This window comes from Flavobacterium sp. ZT3R18, from assembly GCF_007097385.1.
GTDB lineage: Bacteria > Bacteroidota > Bacteroidia > Flavobacteriales > Flavobacteriaceae > Flavobacterium.
The window spans coordinates 233,593-255,673 of the sequence record NZ_VJZS01000006.1 but is presented as its reverse complement, the minus strand read 5'-3'; the positions used below and the strand labels follow the sequence as shown (position 1 = coordinate 255,673).

The window sequence follows — 22,081 nt, the reverse complement described above, 5'->3', positions numbered from 1 at the left end:
AACTAATGGGATTTAGATTTTTCACCACTATTATTTTGCAATTCCTTTTTTGCATGTTTATTTATAGTATCATCACTATTTATTTGAATTCCTTTAACACTTGATTCCTGTCTTTCTTTTTTTGTATGAGATTCAAGATTTCCTTCAATATGCTCCATGAAATTCCCCGTTACATTCAGCATACTATCTCCACCTACAGTAGTATGGAGTATTGCTCCAACAGTGGTAGATTTATCAACTCCTGCGCTTTCAGAAATATTCATAGTTGCCGAGGAATTGATGTTTTGTCCTGCTGTAAATGTGATATTCTCCCCCGCATTCACAGTAAAATTCTTCGGAGCATTGACCTCAATATTTCCCTTACCATCCATTTTCCAAGTATTGCCACTTGGGTCTTCTATGTAAACACTTCCCTCAGCATCGTTAAAAATCATTTTGGTACCAGAGCGGGTGTGAATCACTTTTTGGTCATTACCACTACTGCCGTATCCTGAACTTTCACTTCCATTGTAATGCGATCCTTTTACGTAGGGTCTCTCGGCATTGCCGCCTTCAAAACCTACTAGCACTTCCTCGCCAACTTCGGGAACAAAATAAAATCCTTTTCCACCTCCAGCATGCGGTTGTATGAGACGCATCCAGTCGCTCTTCATGTTTCCACCAGCCCAGTAAAATTCTACTTTTACACGCCCCATACCTTCAGGATCGTTGTTGTCTATTACTTTGGCAGGTTGAGATTCAGCTTTCGCGTAGGCGTGTACATCCGTGTAATGGGGCGCACCAACATCCGAAGGAATAGCTTTGAAATTGCAACTGTAATTTCCATGAACTTCGGAGTTATGCGTTACTTCTATAACGACCAAGTTGTGCTCTACGGTTTTATTTTCTATTGTGAATTTTTGTCCAATTCCAAGCGGAAGATAAGACAAACCGCTGTAAAAAATACTGTTGGCATCTTTACCATTGGTTTGCAGTTTGACCATTTCGGCAAGAGTGCTAGAATCGGGTGCTTGTGCGGTATAGGCACCCACTTCTAGATCGGGTTGTCTAACGGCTCCTTGTCTGTATCCAACAGCAGTAGCAAAGCCATCGCCACTGCCTGTGGTGGTTTTTCCTGATGAATTCTTGATGTTGGAAGCGCTATTGTAATCATAGCCTCCCAATGATTCTTTGTGTGAAAATAATAGGGTTTGTATTTTAAAATGATGCAATGATCCACCATTTATTAATTTTGTTTTACTGGCTTTTAGCTGTCCAAATTGCATGCGCATACCATCCGAGTAAAACCATTGTCCGTAACGCTGGGCAAGCCTTTTCAAGAAATCAAAATTGGTTTCATTGTATTGTGGCATATAGTCTAGGTTGGGGTCGTAGGTAGGAATGATGGCTTCGCGGTTAAAAAAATCTGTTGGGCCTTCGGCAAGCACTTTCTTGACAATGGTTTCGAGATCTTGTTCCATAAAAGTTCGAGATCGTTTCATATCATCAAGAAAAATCGTGTGGCTTATTCCTGTTACGTGCAATCCTGCTGGACAACCGTGCAAATCAATCGATTCTAATGAATTGATAACGCCTTTGGCCATTAGTTTGACTCCATTAAGACCTTTGAAAGTAAAGATTACTTCTCTCCCCAGATAATCCCGTATCGCTTGGGCTTGTCCACTAGGTTCTATAATAGGTGCAGCGGTATATTGCCACACAAACGAAAAATGATGGTGGTCTGCCATTTTTTGTTCTAACTTCAAATCATAATAAACGACATTATGAGCGAAACCGCTAATGTCTAAATGTACTTGTTCTGCAAAACTCATGAGAATGGGGATTTAATAAGTTAATGGTTTGATCGGTAAGTTGATTAAAAGAAAATAGTTAGTCTATTGCGATCCAATTGTTAGAAAATTTGGCGTCTCCAAAAGTTAGTTCTTTGGCAATTAGCTCTAAAGTGATTTTCATCGGAATGTCTGTAGTACTTGTAAACTGTTCGTGATAGTTGATGCAAAAAGCTTTCTTAAAGTCAAGTTCTTTCATTTTGCTTAAAGCGTCTCTGCGGTAGAAAATGATTTTTCCGTCTTTGGTCAAGTTACTATTGAGCATCCAAGACAAAAAGGTGCTGTTTTGTGTGGCTTCGATTATTAGTCTAATAGTTCCGCCTTTTGCATCCCCAATAGGCTTTCCTGTGGTGTCTTTTTCTTGTTTGAAATCAATATTAAATTCGAGTACGTTGTACTCTTCTCCGTCAACATGTAGGGTAGATAAAAAACTCATATTTTTATAATTTTAGATTTTAGATTTATTTTGAATAGTAGAATTAAGATTTTAGCCTCTGGAATAGCACTAGAATCTAATTTAAAATTGATTTACCAGTAAGGAAACCAGATTGATTCCGAAAGGAATAAATGTGTTTTAAACACAAAAAAGGAAGTCCATAAAATAGACTTCCTTTAATAGGTTCAAGCTTAAAAAAGTTTGACGAAGTCTCTAGGATTATACCCAAGCATTGTCAAATTCTCCTCCACCCATTGCAATTTTGCGAGCAGAAATCATAAAAGTTTCTGTTAACGGATTGTCACCAGTGTGGTCAAAGTTTTCTTTGTACTTCACCATGTAAGCTTCTGTGAACTTCAATTCTTTTAGAGTTGCGTTTGAATCGCGTTTGATGAATTTTACAGACCCGTCTTTTCTTTCGAAATTGTTGGTCATCCATTCAAACAATTCAGTTCCTCCAGTAGATTCTACCTCTACCATGATTCTTCCTCCACGTGTTACTGTAGATGGACGCCCTGAAGCGTCAGTTTCTTGTGCTAAGTCGTAGCTTACAGAAAGTACTTTGTAATCTTTTCCGCCTACGGTCAATGTTGTTGAAAATGACATAATAAAATGTTTTAGTTATAAATTTATTTATTTACAAAAGTAAAAGTAGAAAAAAAATCGTACAGATACTTACAAGATTGTTAATTTTTTGTTAAACATGAATTTTCCTATAATACACGGTACTTGCCGAGCTTTTTTGTAGGCGATTTAGACATATAAAAGCTGCAATTTAGAATTTTTAAGACCGTAATTCTTTTTTTTCTTATCTAATTTCGACTTAAATAGAGATTTGTCGCTCAAAAAAAGCAGCATTTTCGGTTGAATAATCCAATCAATAAGTAAGCTAATGATGACAAAATTTTGTCCTCAAAAAATGCTTTATAATAAAAATTGCCGCCTATTTTGAGACTATTCATCGCTTTTTTTGCTACAGATTTTGAAAATTTTTACAAATTAATGGCTGTGAATTTTTGAAATCTGTGACAAATTTTAAAATTTATATTTATAATTTCAGTTCCACTAAGAATGCTGTAAAATTTCTCCTTAACATAAGTAGGATTGGATATGTTACAATGAGTTTTATATTTTTTTAAATCTTAGTTAAAAATCACTAAAAGTGGGTATTGTGCAATTATAAAAAAACTTGTAATTTCGTGCGATTATATTTATGTTTTAAACAACAAGAAATACAACTTTTCATATAATACGAATCAAGAGTTGAAAATCTATTTTATTGTGCCGTTAGCTACTAAATATTGGTAGTGAATTAAATTTGCTACAAGCCCAATGTCCCGTAGGGGCTATACATTTTTACATAATTAGATATGAAAAGGGATTGTTTAGCCCCTAACGGGACAAAAAAACGGATGGAATTATTTTTCTACCAATATTTAGTACCTAACGGCACATTTGAACCCTTGATTCGCAGATATAAAAGTAAATGAAGAATATTTGAAGAAATATTTTTTTTCTTTAAGATGTTCATAAATCATTGCAACAGCAATAAAACAGATCTAATCATCTGTTTTTTTCAGCCATTAATTAATAAATTACTTTAGAAAGAATAAAATATGACGCAAAAAAGGTTTTTAATACCCAATCGAATTGAAACTATTCATGATAAATATTTTATAAAAGAGGGAGATACGTTTAAAAGTATCGCCTTAGAACTAGGTATAGAGTGGCAAATTTTACGCACCTATCATAATACGCATTGTATTGATGTGGCAGATGTGATACATACTTATTTTCCAAGCAATTTGAAGTTTATACTTTTAAAACCTACTAAATTTCAGACTAATATAGAACCCGAAACTATCCCTCTTAAAGAAGCCTTTTTTGCAAACGGTTTTAGTGTGCCATTTCAACAGCAGGACGAAAAAAGGAACTATGCAGTACAATACACTATTGAGGATGGTAATGAAGTTCATACTTTAAAATATGAAGTAAGTGTAAAATGGGTTGACACCAATATAAACGGGTATTCTTATTTCAAAATTGACAGACTATCTAAGGTGTATATTAATGATATTGAAGCCAACACAATAGCTAATAAATTAGCCGAAAAAGTTTCTAGTGTTTTATACCCGCTTCAGGTTATAGTGGACCAAGAAGGGGAATGGGTTGATATTCATAATTTTGAAGAGATAAAGCAGCGATGGAAAACGAAAGAAGTTCAAATTCTTAAAGACTACCCTGGAGAAGAGACTCAAAAGTATTTAGCCCTTTATGAGAAAAATTTAATAAGCAATCAGACTCTGTCTCTTGCGCTTTCTAAAGATTGGTTTATAAGGGCATTTTTTAACGGAGTTCATACCGGATATACTTCCGAATTAACTTTTGAAGGGTATGCGTATTTCCCTTTTATTGCCAAGAGCGATGATTTAATGTTTGATATTAAGCAAAAAATCGGTAAATACCTGGATGAGAATCATCTGATAAATATAGATATAAAAGGAGTATTAAAAAATAATAGAACAAAAGCTGATTTTCAATACACTATAGATTTTTGTAACCATCCTTTGATAAATCAAAAAGTGGACGGAAGTTATAGAGCAAAATATTATCTAAATCCTAATAACTACAGCATAGAAACACTATTTATAGAATGTGATATTGCACTTGATGTACCGCAAAAATTTAAAGTTATGATAACTAATTTAAATCGAAAGCCAGCCTAAAACAAGAGTCAAAAGAATCACTCTTTATAGATGAAGTAAAAAATAAGATAGTCTTTTTAAGCAGTTTAATGTGCTTTAAGTGGCAAATAAAAATAAATTTATGAGCGAGTTAGAAGATAGTAAAGGAACTTTCCCGACGGGAGTAACAGATTACATAGCGATTACAAAACACGAACAAGTAACAGAGCCAGAGCCAGAGAAGCAAAATTTTGAAAACGCAAATCCTATGATTCATAACCTGATAAATCCTATGGTAGATGTTAGGGATATGTACCAAAAACAGACCGAAGGTAAAGGACTAGAAAATAAGTAGATGCGTCTTCTAGAGTAAATTTGCAAATGGTGCAGCGGAGCGATTGAGTGAAACACAAATGAATTAAAGCTACAAACAAAACGTATTTCAAAAAAAAACAAAAACTTAATATCCCTAAAAAACACTCAATTATTGAGTATAAAAGAAGTTAGCTGTTGATGGATTTTTAATATATGGTTTCCCCTTTATTTTAGATTTTGTAACAATTGTACTTGTCACTTTTTTAATGTTCAATTTCTTTTGCAAAAGACATTCTATGATTTAGATAAAAGCAATAAAACTCTGATAAAATAATAAATAATTATAGAATATGAAGCTTTAAAGCATCATTTCACTCATTGCAACATTATATGCAATACTATTTTGAGAATTGTCTTAATCGCATAATAACATTTTGTCTATAAAATCTGTCTTAAGATATTACATTTATAATAAATACGTTTTTTTTGTACTATATTTACAACAACAAATTTAATTGGCAGCCTTTTTCTAAAAAATCGTTGTAAATTAGAGAATCAATTCCTTTTTTTTTAAAATATGAGACAAGAAAGAATAAAAGACAGAGTATTAAAGCGTGCCGCAAGAGCATGGGGATTTTCGGATATTGAAATGGAAACAACTTTTGACCCCGTGGTCAGTTTGCTTCTCAATGCCTTGTCATATGAGTTAGAAAAAGTATCCCATGAACTCGAAGACTCCAAAACCCGAGTAGTAGAGAGAGTACTTGAAATCATGTTTCCAGAAGTCACTTCGAGCTCAAAACCTGCAAGAGCAATACTTCACGCATTACCTTTAGAGAACAACTTAAATGTTTCTCTAAAAAATCAAATGGTCGTAAGTCGTAGAATGCACAACATCTACAATCCGCTAAAACCTACAACAAAGGAGATACATCTTTCCCCTACTTTAGAAGTAAAATTGTCCTCCTGCAATGTAAAATACATCGCATACGAACGTAATTTATTAGAAATATCGAATCTTTTTTACAAAGAACCCGTACACGGTTACAAAGAAGTTTTGCTCCCCGGCGAAATCATTTTGGGTATCGAAATAACCAATCCCGATGTTTTAGAACTAGAAGATTTGATGCTGTTTATTGACATAAAAAACACTCATCAAAAAGAGATGTTTCAGTATTATCTCAAACAAATGAAATGTTTTCATGACGATCAGGAACTAAAAGTACACGAAGGCTACAATGTCCCGATCAACGACATGAATATAGATTCCATCATCAATAGAAATTACACCCATCTGGTCGAAGTATCACGTGAAGTAAATGAATTTTATTTCGATAATTTCTATACCATAAAAGGCAAACTGACCCATAAAAAAATTACCGAATACAAACCAGAATACAAAGTTTTTGAAGAAATAACAACCGAAAACCAGAACAAAATGATTTGGATAAAAATGATTTTTCCAGAATCATTAGTTCCACAAATAATTGATAACGTTTCCTTTACTACAAACTGTTTTCCTGTAATCAACAAAAGACTCCACACCTTGACTAAGGAATTAAGTGGTTTTTTGAGCTATATGGCTTTAGACACCGAAGACAATAACTACCTAGACATTGACACCATCGTTGACCCAGCGGGCTGCCATTATGAAGTCAAAGAATTCAATGACGGAATGGTCGATGAAGGAAATGCCGTTTTGAGAACAGGAGGCGTATCTCGTTTCGATTCCAGAACAGCATCCGAACTACTTCAAAACGTTTTGGATTTATTAAAAGACGAAAGCTCTTCCTTTTCGGATCTTGGACAAGATTTTATGAAAAGTGCCCTTACAGAGATCAATCAATTATTGGCATCAGTAGAGCAGCAAGCCAAAGAAAGTAGTTTTTCTAAAAACAATGCTCCCTATTTGATGATCAGACCCAAACACAACACCGAAAAAGGAAAGAATTTTACCGCTCAATACTGGTCAACCTGTGCCGAAGATGGCAATGATATCAAAGCAGGAACCCTACTCGAGTCAAAAGACGATTTGTTTTTTGTCAGCAAGCAAACAACATTAATCACCAACACAGTAGGCGGGATCAACAAACAAAACAACAAAGATCGCATCCTTGCCTACCGAAACGCTCTACTTACTCGCGGGAGAATCGTAACTTTTGCCGATATCAAAGCTTTTGCACACGATCATTTCAAGACCACTTTGTCCGAAGTGAGAATCGAAAAAGGAACCCGTAAAGAAATCTCCATCAAAGCAGGTTTCAGCCGAACGGTCGATGTGTTCATCAAAACAAATCCCGAAGAAAAACAACACATTTCCATAACCGAATGGGATTATCTATGCGATAGTTTCATGAAATACTTAAAACAACGATCTTCCAATGTTTTTCCATATCGTTTGTTCATTGAAAATTAATTAACCATAAAGCTTTAATAAAATAAAAAAATCATGACATTAACACCAAAAGGATACCATGCAGAAATGTTTGAAAGAAGACAAAAAGAAAGTCTCGCAAATGATCTTATTTTAGGATTAAAAGATGTACAAGATTATATGAAAGGTGTTTGTTACGACGCGGTTGCCTATGTGCTGCATTTACAAAACTCAGCAGATATAACCTATACTGATGTAATAAATACAAATAGCAATGATTGGATGAATACATTTTCTTCTCGAAGAGAATGGACTGGCGCATCTATTCCCGAAGGTACAGCAGTTGGTTTTTATCGAACTATTAGCGGAAGCTTTTTTCACGCAGCGCTAGCAACAGGAGGCACAAGGGTTCGAGCCATAAATGGTCTTACACTGGGTGCAGGGTGGATAAATGAAGTCAATCTAACAACGGCTCTTGGTGCGAGAAATGAAGATGGCACTTACAACCATGATCGTACAAAAATTAGAGTTTATCTAATGTCTCTCTAGATCGGTATCAAACCGATCAGATGGGGTGAATTTTTTAAAACTACAATAAAAGCATTAGGCCGGAATTCATAAATTCCGGCCTAATGCTTTTTATAGAAACTAGCTTTTTGTATTTCTGTTACTATTCAGCCTACACCAAATTAACGTAGGATTTAAAGAAAAACAGACACGTCCCGAAAGCTTTCGGGATACACAAATTTGCACAAATTGCATTGCGCAAATTGTTTTTTTGTGAAATTACATTCAATTTTGATCCTGAATTCGTGTTAATTCGTGTAATTCGCGTAAAATTTTTGTTAGGCTGAAAGTTACGTATTTCTTAATTACTAATGGTAGAACAACTTTCTTCCATTTTTTCCCACTTTACTTCTCCATTTTCGATAGAAACCGTCATTCTATCGCCTTCCTGAACCTCTCCGGAAATAATTTTTTTGGCTAGCGGTCTTCTCAAATGACTTCTAATAATACTTTTAATGGGTCTTGCACCATACTTTGCGTTATACCCATTTTCAGCCAGATGCATTTTGACTTCCATCGGAATATCAACTGTTATACTGATGTTTTTGAGTAGATCGACAAACTCTTTTTTGAGATGTACTTCAAATATTTTGAGAGCATTTTCTTTGCTTATAGGAGCAAAAGGAACAATTTCAGTAAGCCTCCCCAAAAACTCAGGTCTAAAAAAGCGACCCATGATTTCCATCAATGAAGTCGAAGTAGGCACTTCGTTTCTATTAAAAGATTCTACAATATGATCCGCACCAATATTAGAAGTAAACAATACAATCGCATTCGAGAAATCTCCTTCTTTCCCCAAGCGATCGTGTAATTTCCCCTCGTCCATAATTTGAAGAAAAACATCATAAACAGAGGTATGCGCTTTTTCAATCTCATCAAAAAGTACTATCGAATAAGGCTTTTGTCGTATCTTATTTACCAACAACCCACCCTCTTCATAGCCTACATAGCCCGGAGGCGCTCCATATAGCAATGCCGCCGAATGTTCTTCTTTGAACTCTGACATATCAAAACGGATAATGGCATTCTCATCTTGAAAAAGAAACTCAGCCAAACTTTTGGCCAGCTCTGTTTTCCCAGTTCCTGTAGGTCCTAGAAAAAAGAACGAGGCTATCGGTTGACCCGCTTTACTCAATCCAGAACGAGATTCTAATATAGATCCCGCCACGGTAGCAATACAATGATCCTGACCAATCACTCTCTGACTCAATACTTCCTCTATTGAATTCAGTTTGTTTTTTTCTTCCTCTTTTAATTTTCCAACAGGAATACCCGTTTTTTGGGCAATTACAAGAGACAAATCAAAAGCTTCGATGTGTACTCTTTTATCCAAAGCTTTTTCTTCAAGCGTTTGCAATAACGATTCAATATACTGAACTAATAGTTTTGATTTTTCAAAAACAACAACATCTTGTTCATCAACAACCATCAAAAAAGTTGTTTTTTTAGTCAGATCCTGTAAGAACCAATTGGCTTCTTTGAGCAAATGTTCTTCAGACAAATCTTTCTCATTCGTTTTCAAAACTTGAAGCTTATCGAGTAAGGATTGTTTTTCTTTCAAAAAGGTCTCCCCCGAAGTCTTTAAAACCGACATCGTATGATCAATCAAATTTATAGCCGATTCCGGTAGACTTTTTTCTTTTAAATACCGTCTGGACAATCGAATCGATTCGGAAATGGTCTCTTCATCAATCTTAATTTTATGATGTTCTTGATACACTTGTATCGATTCTTTAATCATTCTAAACAAAGTAACATCATCAGCTTCTTCAAGCTTCAGCAATTCGAACATTCCAGCCAAGCCCTGCTCCTTTTCTATTCTTTTAGAATATTCTTCAACAGTGGAGGTTGCAATAATGTTCAACCCTTTGGCCAACTCCCCTTTCAACACATTCGAAACTCCAGAATCCCCACCGTTTTTATCTAGCAAAGTATGAATTTCTTCAATGATAAGAATCGATTTTGGGTACTGACGCAATTCTTGAATACAATTGCGCAGTCGATCTTCGATTTCGCCTTTGTAAGATGCTCCTGCAATCAAGGACGACAAATCCAACTCGAACAACTGCACTTTATGAAGCACATCCGGCACTTGATTTTCAATAACATTGAGAATCAAATTATCTATCAAGGTTGACTTTCCTATTCCTCTGTCTCCTATAATTAATACGTTTGGTTTAGAGAAACGACACAAAATTTCTTTCATCGTGTTCAACTCTGTTTCCCTCCCTATTGCGATGCGATGTTTTATGTTTTTTTGACTGTTTTTATGGATGCAATACTTACCTAAAAAACCTTTTTTCACTTCTTTTTTCAAAGAATTACCTAATTCCTGAGGTGCCTGAATTTGCTCGTCGAGTAATTCATTCCTAGAAATAGGAAACGTTTTCATTTGATCAAAATTGAACCCTACACCTGGCGAACTCAAAGCAATCAAAATAGCAAAAAGAGAAATCTCCCCTTCATTAAGCATGATTCTTACTAGCTCAGCTTCATTTATGATTGCATCAATTACATCATCAGGTTCTGCATTGAGGACATGATTAGTTTTGGGCTCATCTTCCATGCGGACTTCGGCCCATTCCTCTAGATAATAAACATCTTTACCCATAATTTCCAACTGTTTCAAAAGAGAAAAATCTCTATTCAAAACTGCTTTTAGTAAATGGGAAGCCGCGTAAAATGGATTCGAATTATTCTTTGCAATTTTCTTTGCAATTTCGAGAGCATCAATTAATTCTTTGCTAAATATGTTTTTTTCTTCTTCCATTTTCTTCTTTAATCTTTAATCCAAATGAACATATTCTTAACTTTATAGCTAATATTTATCCCTTTTACTCCATTAGTTTTCTTATCCTTATTCAACCGTATAGCGTCTATTCGTATTTTTTTGCCCTTTATAATTTCACATAATTGATCAAAAGTCAAAAGATCTTCTCCGTTTTTAACCACTGGAATTTCAAAATTCCCACACAAATACTCTTCAAAATCATCTTTCACTTTACTGCCTTCGGCTACTTTCAACAATAGAATCTCGAATTGATCTTCGGATATTTTTGGTGCTTTTTTAACCGCAATCACAGTGTCTTTTTTCGCTTCTGTTCGCGATGCCACAGGAATATATTGCAACATATCTTCTAGCGGATCTTTTTGAACTTTTCCTTTTGGCAACGTAAACTTTTCAGGTTCTTTTTCGTATTCATAAGTAGCCACATCCAACGGATTTATTTTCTTAATTTCTTTAGGATGAACATAAACAGCAATCCTTGCCACACTGCTAAAATTACCATTAGACACTAGAGTAATTATTTTCTCTCCTGCTTTTTCAAACGTATAGACAGGATTTTGAGATGTATCATCTACCCCACTATTTTCTCCAAAAGACCATTCCCAAGTTTTTCCTCCCTCTTTTATCCCTCTAAAATAAGTTGGTCGCCCCACCGTAATACTTCGCGATGCAATAATAGTTGGCATTTCTTGCTTATTGACACTGTTATTATCCGTAATTATTACTTCTTTAGAGTGAATACAATTTCCATTAATCGTTAGGGAAACCATGTATTTTCCCGGCTGTTTATAAATATGAAATGTATGTTGTCTGGAATCAAGTTCTGAGCCATCCCCAAAGTCCCAAAGCCAAACATTCGCATTCTCTGTTTTGTCATAAAACTCAATAGATTCTGTATTTTGAAAGTGCTCTGATAAAACATAAAATCTAGCAGTATCGCAATCAACTCTATTAAAAAATTGAACTAGAAAATAAACAACAGCTCCCATAAAAAACAGCACAAAAAACAATACGATCTTTAAATCAAACTTTACATCAAAAAAATTTTTTCTCATCAATCTATTTATATTAAAAAAAATAAAACACCTACTTCTCACTTTACGTGTATGATTTTAAATACAAACATATACTATTATTATATTTCAATCATTACAATTATAAGAAAAATTTTAAACAAAAAAAACAGACATGGATGTAAAAACAAGCTATCACTTAACAATCAGTACGTTACAGCTGTATAAAAAATGATTTTTAATTCCTTTTTTAGAAACAAAATCTAAACAGAGATTTTCTTACTCGTCATTTTTTTTGTTTCAGTTTTAAATTACAAAAAAATATTTGTTTTTAAATTTTAATTTATACATTTGCGCCATACCACACTTTTTTGAATTGTACATTTTAGTCAAGTTAGAAAAAAACAAAAACACATTATATCCTTTTTAATACTTTAATTTTTTAATAAGTAAAAGTTTTGAAATAAAGCATGCAAAATTTTGACGAAGTTATTTTGGTCTTTTTCAAGGCAAAAAATCTTTGAATAGCTGGGCTATTGAAATATTTTTTAACGAAGAAAAAGTGCAAAAGAGCCAGGCAAATTGTAAGGTTTATTTTGGAACCTTTGATAAAGACCTACTAATTTCATTTTAGGTTTTTTAACTAAATTCAAAGTACAGACAATTATTCTTGCATTTATTTGCGAGAAAAAAGCAATTATTTAATCTAAAATTTAGATCGAAAAATCAAAAATCGTTCTATAAAAAAGTTGAAAAACAGAAAACTATTTAGAGTTTGATGTTTTTTCAAAAAAGAACCTACACATGAAATATAAAATATTGTTCTTAATTCTATTCTCTACCCTATTGGGTTGTGGCAGCGAAAATTATATTGCTCAGGTTCCATTTAAATACGATTATTCTGTTGATTTGTTAAAAAAACAAAACAAAATGAATCAGATCGCTATAGAAAATCAAGCCGTAGTCAATGATAATTCCGAAAATTTGAGTGATGAAATTTTGGCTATTAAAGAAAAATACTCCATCGTACTTGGGGTAATGCCAACAAAAATCACAAACTATAAATTATATTCTTATATCGATACATGGATTGACACCCCATACAAAGAAAAAAGTTTTTCTAAAGATGGCTTAGACTGCGCTTATTTCATACAATCCCTGTTCAGCAGTGTTTTTAAAGTGACTCTACCCAAAGATCCTGCGGGAATGTTTCGTTCAAAATCATTGCAACTCTTCACAGGACGTAACTTTCTTGAAGAAGGCGACTTAGTTTTTTTTAGATACGACAAAGACCACCCCATCTCTGATGTAGGTATGTATTTATACAATGACAGAATCCTGGCTTGCACCGATAAAGGGCTTGCAATCTATAATTTTAATGACGAATATTTCCAATTACGGTATATCGCATCGGGAAGAATAACTAAAGATGCAACAAAGTAAGTCCATGGAACTAGACCAAATAGTCAAACAAGTAAAGGACATTCCTCACGACATTAGAGCGGAGATTATTGCTAATGAACTCATTCAAAGCCAAATGATTTCTGAAAGCAATATCATGATTGCTAATGACGGTCAATTCTCTAGAGCCTACCGCCATGATGTATTGGCAGCGAGCATTATAGACAACAACTACGACAGTCACGAGTCCCTTAAATTACATTTGTCCAGAGACAGCATTTATGATACGCTTCCCGAAGGTTTTATGCACAGTCCAAGTGATAATGGTTCCGAGAAATCGGTAAACCAAATGATTAAGGAACACAAACACCAGAAAAAAAAGGAGGCCGAATCTCGTAATTTCTTTAACCCATTTGAAAATGAAATATTTCATTATAGAACGAAAATTGAAAATATAGAACGTGATTTTCTATACCAACTAAACGGCAGCAAACCCTTAGAATTTTTTTATGATTTTTGGGGATTATCAAAAAGCTTTCCTCCCGTCTTGGTTGCCAAATTCATACAGCTATTACCTTATACCTACAAAATTGTGGGAGATATTGATCTTTCCTGCCGTTGCTTGTCCAGTATAATTGAGGAACCTGTAAGTTTCACAACATCGGGATCAAAAGAATACAGCGACGATAAAGAGGAAATAACACTAGGCGATAATCGATTGGGTATTGATTTTATATGCGGTAATAGCTATACAGACTATTCCTATAATGTCACTGTAGAAATTGGACCTATCACTAAAAATCCATTCGAAAAATACATCAATAACGGAGAGATAAAAAAATTCATTGATTGTTTCTATGAGCACTTCTTCCCCATGGAGGTAGAACTCAAAACCCTTTTACTGATGAATCACGATATAGAAGAATTTAATTTTAACAAACAACCTGTACTGGGCTACTCAACAAGAATATAAAAATGATCAAAAACCATTTAAGAGATCTTATCGACATAAGACTTATTATAATTTTAGCAATTTTGATTGCCATCACGGTGGTATTAACAATGATTTTTAGCGATAAAGTCAAAGAATTCGATCAAAAATACAAAAGGAAATTTTACATCTATGCCTTATCCTTTGTATTCATTTATGCCTTGATTGCTTTTTTGGGATTCAACAAACTTTTCTCTAAGCTATCCGATGAATATTTGTTTTATCAAATTGCAACACTCCTTTTTGGCGCAATACATGTGTTTTTTTACCGATGGTATTTTGATGAATTTCAAATAAAGAAACTCGAAATAGAATTACTATTTGCCTTAGTGATCGTATTGTATTCTAGTATTCCATTTATTCTTATCTATACCGCCCTGAGCGGATTAGAGTTTACTTTATTAATGTGTTCCCAATTCATCGTATTTTTCATCCCTACTTGGATCAATGGTTTATTCGATTGCATCGTAGAAATACCGTTCAAAATTTACGTGACTTGGAAACTCCCACAAGAAAAAAACGCATACGCTGATTTAGAAGATTCCGAAATTAGAGATCTTTTATTGATAACCCTATTGATAAAAAAGAATGAAAGTGATAAGGAATATACATCAATAAGAGCAAAAGGGCCTGTACGAATGGATTTTGGACGCTTGTTTTATCACACCACTTCAGACTACAACAAACGCTATGTAAAAGAACCCATCCAACTTACAATTGATGACCAACATAGTCATTGGGTCTTTTTCTTGCAACCCAAATGGAACGAAAAAGCAAAATATGTTGATGCAAGATACACTTTGGGCATGAACGGAATTACTGAGAATTCGGTTATTATTTGCCATCGAAAATCAAAACAATTTGGAAAAAAGAAGGAAGAAGAGATTTTTGACAATACAAAGCATTTACAAAATAATAAGGAAAACGCTAAAAAAACAGAAGAAGCATCTTTAATAAAATAAAGTTTTTAACACATGTCAAATTCATTTACTTTTTTAGAAAAAGAACACCTCTTTTACACCATAAAAGAGGGAGATACTTTGTATAAAGTAGCGAACGAACTAAGATTGGATCCTTTAGAAATAAGACATTATCATAATATCTATGCCGAAATTGATGATGTAATACAAGACGATTTTGCAAGCCATCTCAAAGTATTAATTCTACAAACTGAAAAAGACAGGCTGGAGACCAAAACAAAAAGAGATGAAGCGCAAAAAAAAGTAACATTAAGTAATACCAATTTCAATTTAGTTTTCCGACCAGAAGAACTTAAAAAAGAGTATCAAGTAAAATACACCATAGAAAATGGCGAAAATATTGATACTATGAGACAAGAAATGAGTATAAAACGCTTATTGACCAAAGAAAATGATTACTTCTATTTTGAAATTGATACTGTCTCAAAATTATATCTGAATGGTACAGAAGTAGATGGACTTGCTGTAGAACTAGCCGAAAACACAGCCCAAATACTATACCCGTTGCAAATTGTGGTAGATGATAATGGTAAATGGAGAGACATATACAACTTTGATGCGATACAGAAACGTTGGGAAGTAAAAAAACAAGACCTACTCGAATATTACGAAGGAGACACAACAGACCAATATATAGCGATTGTCGACAAAACGCTTCAATCTAAAGGAAAACTTGTAAACAAACTTTCTTCTAATTGGTTTTTGAGAGCATTTTTTAATGGAATTCATATTGATTACACCGAAAAGTTAGAAATTGAAAAAAATGTGTTTTATCCAATTTCAACAAATATAATTGAAGCACAATTTTTGGTAAAGCAAAAAATAAATGAAAGGCTAGACGAAAAGAAACGGTTAATTATTGAACAAAAAGGAATCCTTGACGACGCAAGATCTAAAATAGACTTTGAAAACGGATCAGAATTCCCTTTTCATGCAATGTCTAATGAAAATTCAATAAAAGCAAAAGGAAGTTATGAGGCAAAATATTTTCTAGACCCTAATAATCACAATGTCAATGAACTATTATTAGAGTGCCTTATTGAGATAGAACCTCCTCAAAAATTAAAAATCGAGGTAAGTCCTATAAAAGCAGAAAAGATAGATAGCATTACGCAATCCCGAATATCATTGCTTAATTAAAAAGTAAAAGACATGAGCGAAAAACACGTAGTAGTACAAGGAGCCACTGTAAAATGCAAATTTAGTGTAGAGCCCAAACTAGACAAGCTAAAGGTAAAAACACATAGTAAGCATTATGCCAATGAAAAAGATCCTTCAAAAAAACTCATTGCTACTGATAAGGAGATTGGACAAACGCTAGAAAAAAACACCTTTGGCAAGTGCAAGATGCAACCCAACGGAAGCGGGGATTACTTGCCGTGCCAAGCGGTGATTACAAAGTGGAGCGGTTTTTATGATAAAGTCACGCTGTCTAATAAAGGTAAGATCTTGTTAGAAAACAGCAAAGCCACTTGTCCAATAGGTGGACCAGATTGCATCACGGTTGACAAACACGGACAAAAAGCAGAAGCGAGTAAACAGAATTTAAAGAAGGCAAGTCCAGAAGTACAAAAACAAATAAATCCAATGGTGGATGTAAAAGAAATACTGGAAATTGAGCATACAGACGAAGGAACAATATATAGTTAAATCAAATTTTTTGTTTTCTAAAAGCATAAAAAAATGGCAAAAGGCGTAAAAAAAATAAAGGAGGCAGGAAGAGGCAGTGTGCTTGAAGAATTTACTTCACGACCAAACAATATTATATGCATAAAACCCAACCAAATGGTAACTTTTGAAGTAAGCGAATGGTACGATGACACTACTGCTGCCGAAAAAGAGAATACTATTATATGGCTATGGCAAGACCAAAAGAAAACTACTATTTTTCATAGAGCAGTAAAACAACCCAATACCCCTTTTGGAGTTAACCTGCCCAAAAAATCATGTGGATCTTATGCCTATTATCTAGAAGCCAGTTTATATGGCGCACACGATCATAGAAACACAGGATTATATGTATATGGAAAATGTGAAGAAAAAATAACTGCTGCTTCTTGGAGCAAAAAAGAAAACACAGCAGATACTAGCGAAATAAATTATGGTCATAACCTATTTATCAACCTAGAAACTGAGGGAGTAAATGGAGACACTCTTACATTAGAATTATATAACGAAAAAAACACTAGCAGTGCACAAACAATAAAAGCAAAATGTATTGATGGAAACATACTGAAAGCACCATTTTTTACTTTGGGCTATAGAATGTTTGTACCTCCACCACTAGAAAATACAGAAAAATTTTATCTAAAAGTAAAAGACATTACAGGAAAATACCTTACTAATGCAAGCGGAAGTGACAAAGTACTTTTAATAAGTATTGTAAACAAAAATGCGGTTCCAGAATTTCAGATTCCTACCAACAATACTCCTTATAGAACTGGCGCACCTGATAAAGACCCTGAAGAGGAAGAAGTAAAAATAGAAGGCATTCTTGCAGCCTATTTTGCTAAGGAAGAATTTACAAAAGAAACTACCGAGGTTGATGGCCAACACGTGTATACATTTGCCAGTAAGAATGAGAAATTTGATAAAAATAATATTGCAGGTATCATTAAGAAAAAAGTTGATGCCCAAGTAAAAGCCAATAAAAAATATGCCAAACTTGAAGATATAAAAAATGCTCTTGCGGAAGAATCGTATGAAGAAGGTACTAGTATAACATTTAATTTATACAAACTAGGCGCAAATTTTATAAAAATAAATAGCGCTCCTCTAGAAGAGGAAGTATATGTGGTGGCTAAAACATTTTTATTGGATGGCAAAGAAGTGACAATTAAAATAAAAGAAAAAGAGGCTATTATGGTAGATCCAGATGCAGATGTAACTGTTGTAGAAGCCAAAGAAAACGGAGCAGAACTTACAACACTAAAAGCAACTGTAGAGAATGGGATAGCCAAAGTAAAAGTAAAGCTGCGCCCAAAAGCAGACGAAGCCTTAGCAACTTGGAAAGAAAAACTAGCAGGAAATAAAAAAGATGGCACACACAAGTACACTGTAAAAAATGCATTTACGGTAAATCGTGACTTAGACGCTATAGCAGCCAGTATTGAAAAGAAAAGTAATACCGCATTAGCACCAAATCACATTGTAAAAAAGGAGGAGATAAAAAGCTTATTAACTGAAGGTGCAAGCTATACAACAAGTAATTCATTTGAAATCCCTAAATACAAAAAAGAAAAAATTACAGAAATGCTTTGGCTAAAAGCAGAATGTCAAGGTGATACTATAAAACACGAAGAAGAGTTTTTGAAAAGAGATGGACAGTATTTTGTGGTGGGGAAAGGAAAAGAGATTATTTTCCCGTTATTAGTTAAACCTGAAAATGATAATGGTAATAAATGGGGGAATAGTTATAATTGGAGTGCATCTCAAGGAAATAATATGGCTACATTTAATACTACTAGGTCTGGAAATAGATGCGGTAATTGGACACGTAAACATGCTGCAAGAGACTTATACACAAACCCAGAGACTGAAGTGGTTGCGATTTGTAAAGGTGTAGTTTTAGAAGTGAAAGACTTTTACTCTAAAACTCATCAGATTACCATACTTCATGAAACAAACGATGGACGTAAGTTTATTGTAAGATATGGAGAGTTAGCTCCAAATAGTATTACAGTAAAGAAAGATGACCTAATAGAACAAAAACAAAAACTAGGAGTTACTGGTAAACTATTAAACAATGATGGTAGCGCTTTATTAATTAGAGATGGTCATATAGTTTATATGTTGCACTTCGAAATATATTCAGGAAATGCTGGATTTGATATAAATATTCCACTTTCTAATTGTGAACCTCCATTTGCAAGAAGAAATGACTTAATTGATCCTCTAGAAATTCTTCGGGAGGGATATGTAAATACTTTTAATGGGAACATGGAAAATAATGGTGATAGAGTTAATCCAAGTACTTTACATTTTTCACAAAACGGATTAAATTTTTTAAAAGGTTATGAAAAAGAAATCAAAAAAGATGGGAAGCATGTATACTTTAATGATGGTTATCAGTTTTGTACAATCGGTTATGGACATCTTATTGCTGGAAAAAACAGTTGTGAAAGTATAACAATTCCTGATAAATTTAAAGACGGTCTAACTGATGCAGAAGCAGATGCGTTATTATTTCAGGATGTCCAGAGAATATCCAATTTAGTTAAGTCAAAAGTTACAGTTGATTTGTATCAATACGAATTTGATGCATTAGTAAGTCTTGCGTATAATACTGAAGCATCAGTAGGATCAGATTCAACACTCTTAAGAATGTTAAACACTAAAAATTATGATGGTGCAGCAAATGAATTTAAGAACTGGAGGGTAGCTGCCGGTGTTGTATCACCTGGTTTAGTAAAGAGAAGAGCACAAGAAACAGAAATATTTAAAAATAACACTTATGATTCAACACATTAAATGTCTTATTACTTTACTATTATTAATATGTTTTTCCTGTAAAGAAGATAAAACATATAAAAATATAGTCGAAAAAAACACTACAATAATAAAGCCGGTAAAAACAAAACAGGAAAGCAAAACTTTTACATTCTATAAAGCGTTTAGTTTTTGTGAAAATCAAGTGGGCTATTTTACAGAGCAGGAGGCTAGAGATTTGTATATAGACAAAACTATTACACTAGATGTTGATTATGAAAAAAAAGCAAATCAATTATCAATTTACACCGAAGAAAAACTTAAGTGTATATACAAAAATTTAGATATAGGTGGAATAATTGAGACTAAATATTTTAAAACAAAAGATGTTTTTCCTTTTGACAATATTGCATTATTAGATAATAAATATATTGTTGTTTCTCGAGATGGTTATTTTTTTGTTTTTATTAACAAAAGTGAAAATAAAAAGAATACAGTTTCAAAAGAAACAATCTCATTTCAAGGTTTTGAATTGTTATTTAACCACAAACTAATAGGCTTGTCAATTATTGATGAAAAAGAAGTAGATCTATATAAAAAATATGGATTAGACTTTTCAACAGTCTGCGTTTGTGATTCTCCTTCAATGTATATTGATATAAATTCTAAAGAGTTAATTATTTTTAATTATTGTGATTCAAATAAATCAATGAGTACTATTGAAAATAAAAATATTTTTAAAATCACAAAGATAGAAAACGAAGGAAACAAAATATCAATAACTGCTCCACCTAATCTAAAACTTACTTTTGAAAAGAAAACAAAATTTCCTATTTTTCAAGTGCAAGTTAAAGGAGATTTCCCAACTAAGTATGTCGGAAATGATTTAAAAAAAAATTTCACATCTACACCTGAAAAATTTAAAAAAATAGACTGTGGTGATTTTGGCGGATAGAAAACAATGGTAATGTAACAAATAGCGCGGATTTGCAATCCGTGTCGACAACGAGAATAACAGAAACAATCCTAAACGGATTCTGAAAACACAAAAAAAGTTCCTTGACATATTGAAATACAAAAAAACAAAACTTGTAGTACAAGGATATGCTCAGGGAGCAAACTGTAGATCATAGCTAGAGATTAAGTTTCTAGCTATGCCTCTCGGTTTTCTATTAAAATAAATGAACAATCATTAGAGTATCTTATTGAGTATTCACCAACATTAAAAGAAATTTAATATGAAACCTTTTTTTTATCTGCTTTTTTTAATTCAATTTCAAAATTGCAAATCAGATACCGTCTCAATTTCAACTATTTTATCAAATAAAGAAATAAAGGTCGAGAATACTATTCAAGATAATTATTTAATAAACTCAATAGATAAAATTGCTATTGGAAAAAAAATTGAGGAAGAAAACAAAATAAAACAATTAAAAACCACATTGAAAAACACCTTTGAGAGGGAAGTTATGAGACCTTATAAATGGGATATTTTCGTTGAAAAGAATGACACTTTATTACAATTTTACAATTATAAAGATTTTATAATCAATCACATGAAGTTTAAATCTTATTATATAAAAATAGATTATGAAGATGGTAATTATGAAAGTATTCTATTGGTAAATGAATCTTTAAATACTGAATATAATAGTATGATTGTCTACGAAGAACTAAAAGCTGAATTAAATCATTCAAGAAACGCACAAATTATAGGAGATAAAGTTCAAATCATCTTTAAAAGTCCTAGGCCATCCGAAAATTTAGTTTTTCAGGTAAAAGATGGGATGTTTTTAGATTATTTTGACTCTCCCATTGTTGATAAAAAATGGGGGGATAAAAAAATATTGAATGGAAATGAATTTTTTGAATATGAACTTAAAGGAAATACAAATAATCATCTTAAAAATGGTTATTGGATTGAGGTAAAGTATTCATTTGAATATGGTAAAAGCGTAATTCAAGATGGGTCTTATATCAATGGATTAAGAAACGGTGAATGGAATTTTTCTCCCGAAGGCCCAGTAGATATGATAAAGAAGTTTGATAAAGGAAGATTTATTTCAAAATCATATCCGTAAAATAAATTTAAAACCAAAAAGTGCGGATTTGTGTGTGCACAAACAAAATAAAAACTCAAACCCAATAGCGCAAATTTGCAATCCGTGCGACAACAAGAATAAACAGAAACAATCCTAAACGGATTTTGAAATACAAAAAAAGTTCCTTGACATATTGAAATACAAAAAAACAAAACTTGTAGTACAAGGATATG

The 22,081-nt window shown here is 33.2% G+C and carries 17 protein-coding genes; 12 read left to right on the top strand and 5 right to left on the bottom strand.

Going from position 1 to position 22,081, the window contains the following annotated elements:
• Positions 1-2: 2 nt before the first annotated feature.
• The 3 genes from FNW52_RS09355 to tssD (FNW52_RS09345) all read right to left on the bottom strand — a co-directional run bounded on the left by FNW52_RS09355 (position 3) and on the right by tssD (FNW52_RS09345) (position 2,871).
• Complete coding sequence (locus tag FNW52_RS09355; protein WP_143377198.1) at positions 3-1,811, bottom strand: type VI secretion system Vgr family protein; 1,809 nt, start codon at positions 1,809-1,811, stop codon at positions 3-5.
• Between the two features lie 58 nt (positions 1,812-1,869).
• Positions 1,870-2,265: a type VI secretion system tube protein TssD gene (gene tssD, locus FNW52_RS09350; protein ID WP_143377197.1), complete on the bottom strand. Its 396-nt coding sequence runs from the start codon at positions 2,263-2,265 to the stop codon at positions 1,870-1,872.
• Positions 2,266-2,484: 219 nt separating this feature from the next.
• A complete protein-coding gene (gene tssD / locus FNW52_RS09345; protein WP_143377196.1) occupies positions 2,485-2,871 on the bottom strand; it encodes a type VI secretion system tube protein TssD in 387 nt (128 codons plus the stop codon).
• 1,010 nt (positions 2,872-3,881) lie between these two features.
• On the opposite strand from tssD (FNW52_RS09345), the gene FNW52_RS09340 reads away from it, so the two are divergent.
• From FNW52_RS09340 to FNW52_RS09325, 4 genes are all read left to right on the top strand, one after another.
• The gene (locus FNW52_RS09340; RefSeq protein ID WP_143377195.1) at positions 3,882-4,991 is read left to right on the top strand and encodes a hypothetical protein; all 1,110 of its coding nucleotides are present in this window, start codon (positions 3,882-3,884) and stop codon (positions 4,989-4,991) included.
• Positions 4,992-5,091: 100 nt separating this feature from the next.
• Positions 5,092-5,304, top strand: a complete 213-nt coding sequence (locus FNW52_RS09335; protein WP_143377194.1) for a hypothetical protein — start codon at positions 5,092-5,094, stop codon at positions 5,302-5,304.
• A 537-nt stretch (positions 5,305-5,841) separates the two neighbouring features.
• Positions 5,842-7,680 (top strand): type VI secretion system baseplate subunit TssF, encoded by a 1,839-nt coding sequence (locus FNW52_RS09330; RefSeq protein WP_143377193.1) that lies wholly within the window; start codon positions 5,842-5,844, stop codon positions 7,678-7,680.
• Positions 7,681-7,713: 33 nt separating this feature from the next.
• Positions 7,714-8,187 (top strand): urea amidohydrolase, encoded by a 474-nt coding sequence (locus tag FNW52_RS09325; RefSeq protein ID WP_143377192.1) that lies wholly within the window; start codon positions 7,714-7,716, stop codon positions 8,185-8,187.
• 319 nt (positions 8,188-8,506) lie between these two features.
• Here the strand turns inward: FNW52_RS09325 and FNW52_RS09320 are convergent, their stop codons facing one another.
• Positions 8,507-10,975 (bottom strand): AAA family ATPase, encoded by a 2,469-nt coding sequence (locus FNW52_RS09320; RefSeq protein ID WP_143377191.1) that lies wholly within the window; start codon positions 10,973-10,975, stop codon positions 8,507-8,509.
• 8 nt (positions 10,976-10,983) lie between these two features.
• The gene (locus tag FNW52_RS09315) at positions 10,984-12,048 is read right to left on the bottom strand and encodes a PKD domain-containing protein (protein ID WP_143377190.1); all 1,065 of its coding nucleotides are present in this window, start codon (positions 12,046-12,048) and stop codon (positions 10,984-10,986) included.
• Between the two features lie 762 nt (positions 12,049-12,810).
• Between FNW52_RS09315 and FNW52_RS09310 the strand changes: the two genes are divergently transcribed.
• From FNW52_RS09310 to FNW52_RS09275, 8 genes are all read left to right on the top strand, one after another.
• On the top strand, positions 12,811-13,449 hold the full coding sequence (locus tag FNW52_RS09310) for a C40 family peptidase (protein ID WP_143377189.1): 639 nt from the start codon (positions 12,811-12,813) through the stop codon (positions 13,447-13,449).
• Between the two features lie 4 nt (positions 13,450-13,453).
• The gene (locus FNW52_RS09305; RefSeq protein ID WP_255515543.1) at positions 13,454-14,380 is read left to right on the top strand and encodes a hypothetical protein; all 927 of its coding nucleotides are present in this window, start codon (positions 13,454-13,456) and stop codon (positions 14,378-14,380) included.
• Positions 14,381-14,382: 2 nt separating this feature from the next.
• The gene (locus tag FNW52_RS09300; protein WP_143377187.1) at positions 14,383-15,360 is read left to right on the top strand and encodes a TssN family type VI secretion system protein; all 978 of its coding nucleotides are present in this window, start codon (positions 14,383-14,385) and stop codon (positions 15,358-15,360) included.
• Positions 15,361-15,372: 12 nt separating this feature from the next.
• The gene (locus tag FNW52_RS09295; RefSeq protein ID WP_143377186.1) at positions 15,373-16,518 is read left to right on the top strand and encodes a hypothetical protein; all 1,146 of its coding nucleotides are present in this window, start codon (positions 15,373-15,375) and stop codon (positions 16,516-16,518) included.
• 12 nt (positions 16,519-16,530) lie between these two features.
• Complete coding sequence (locus FNW52_RS09290; RefSeq protein ID WP_143377185.1) at positions 16,531-17,028, top strand: DUF4280 domain-containing protein; 498 nt, start codon at positions 16,531-16,533, stop codon at positions 17,026-17,028.
• Positions 17,029-17,061: 33 nt separating this feature from the next.
• Positions 17,062-19,848 (top strand): glycoside hydrolase family protein, encoded by a 2,787-nt coding sequence (locus tag FNW52_RS09285; protein ID WP_143377184.1) that lies wholly within the window; start codon positions 17,062-17,064, stop codon positions 19,846-19,848.
• Positions 19,832-20,761, top strand: coding sequence for a hypothetical protein (locus FNW52_RS09280; RefSeq protein WP_143377183.1), 930 nt, complete (start codon positions 19,832-19,834; stop codon positions 20,759-20,761). The genes FNW52_RS09285 and FNW52_RS09280 overlap by 17 nt, the downstream gene beginning before the upstream one ends.
• A 283-nt stretch (positions 20,762-21,044) precedes the next feature.
• A complete protein-coding gene (locus FNW52_RS09275) occupies positions 21,045-21,887 on the top strand; it encodes a hypothetical protein (RefSeq protein ID WP_143377182.1) in 843 nt (280 codons plus the stop codon).
• Positions 21,888-22,081 lie beyond the last annotated feature (194 nt).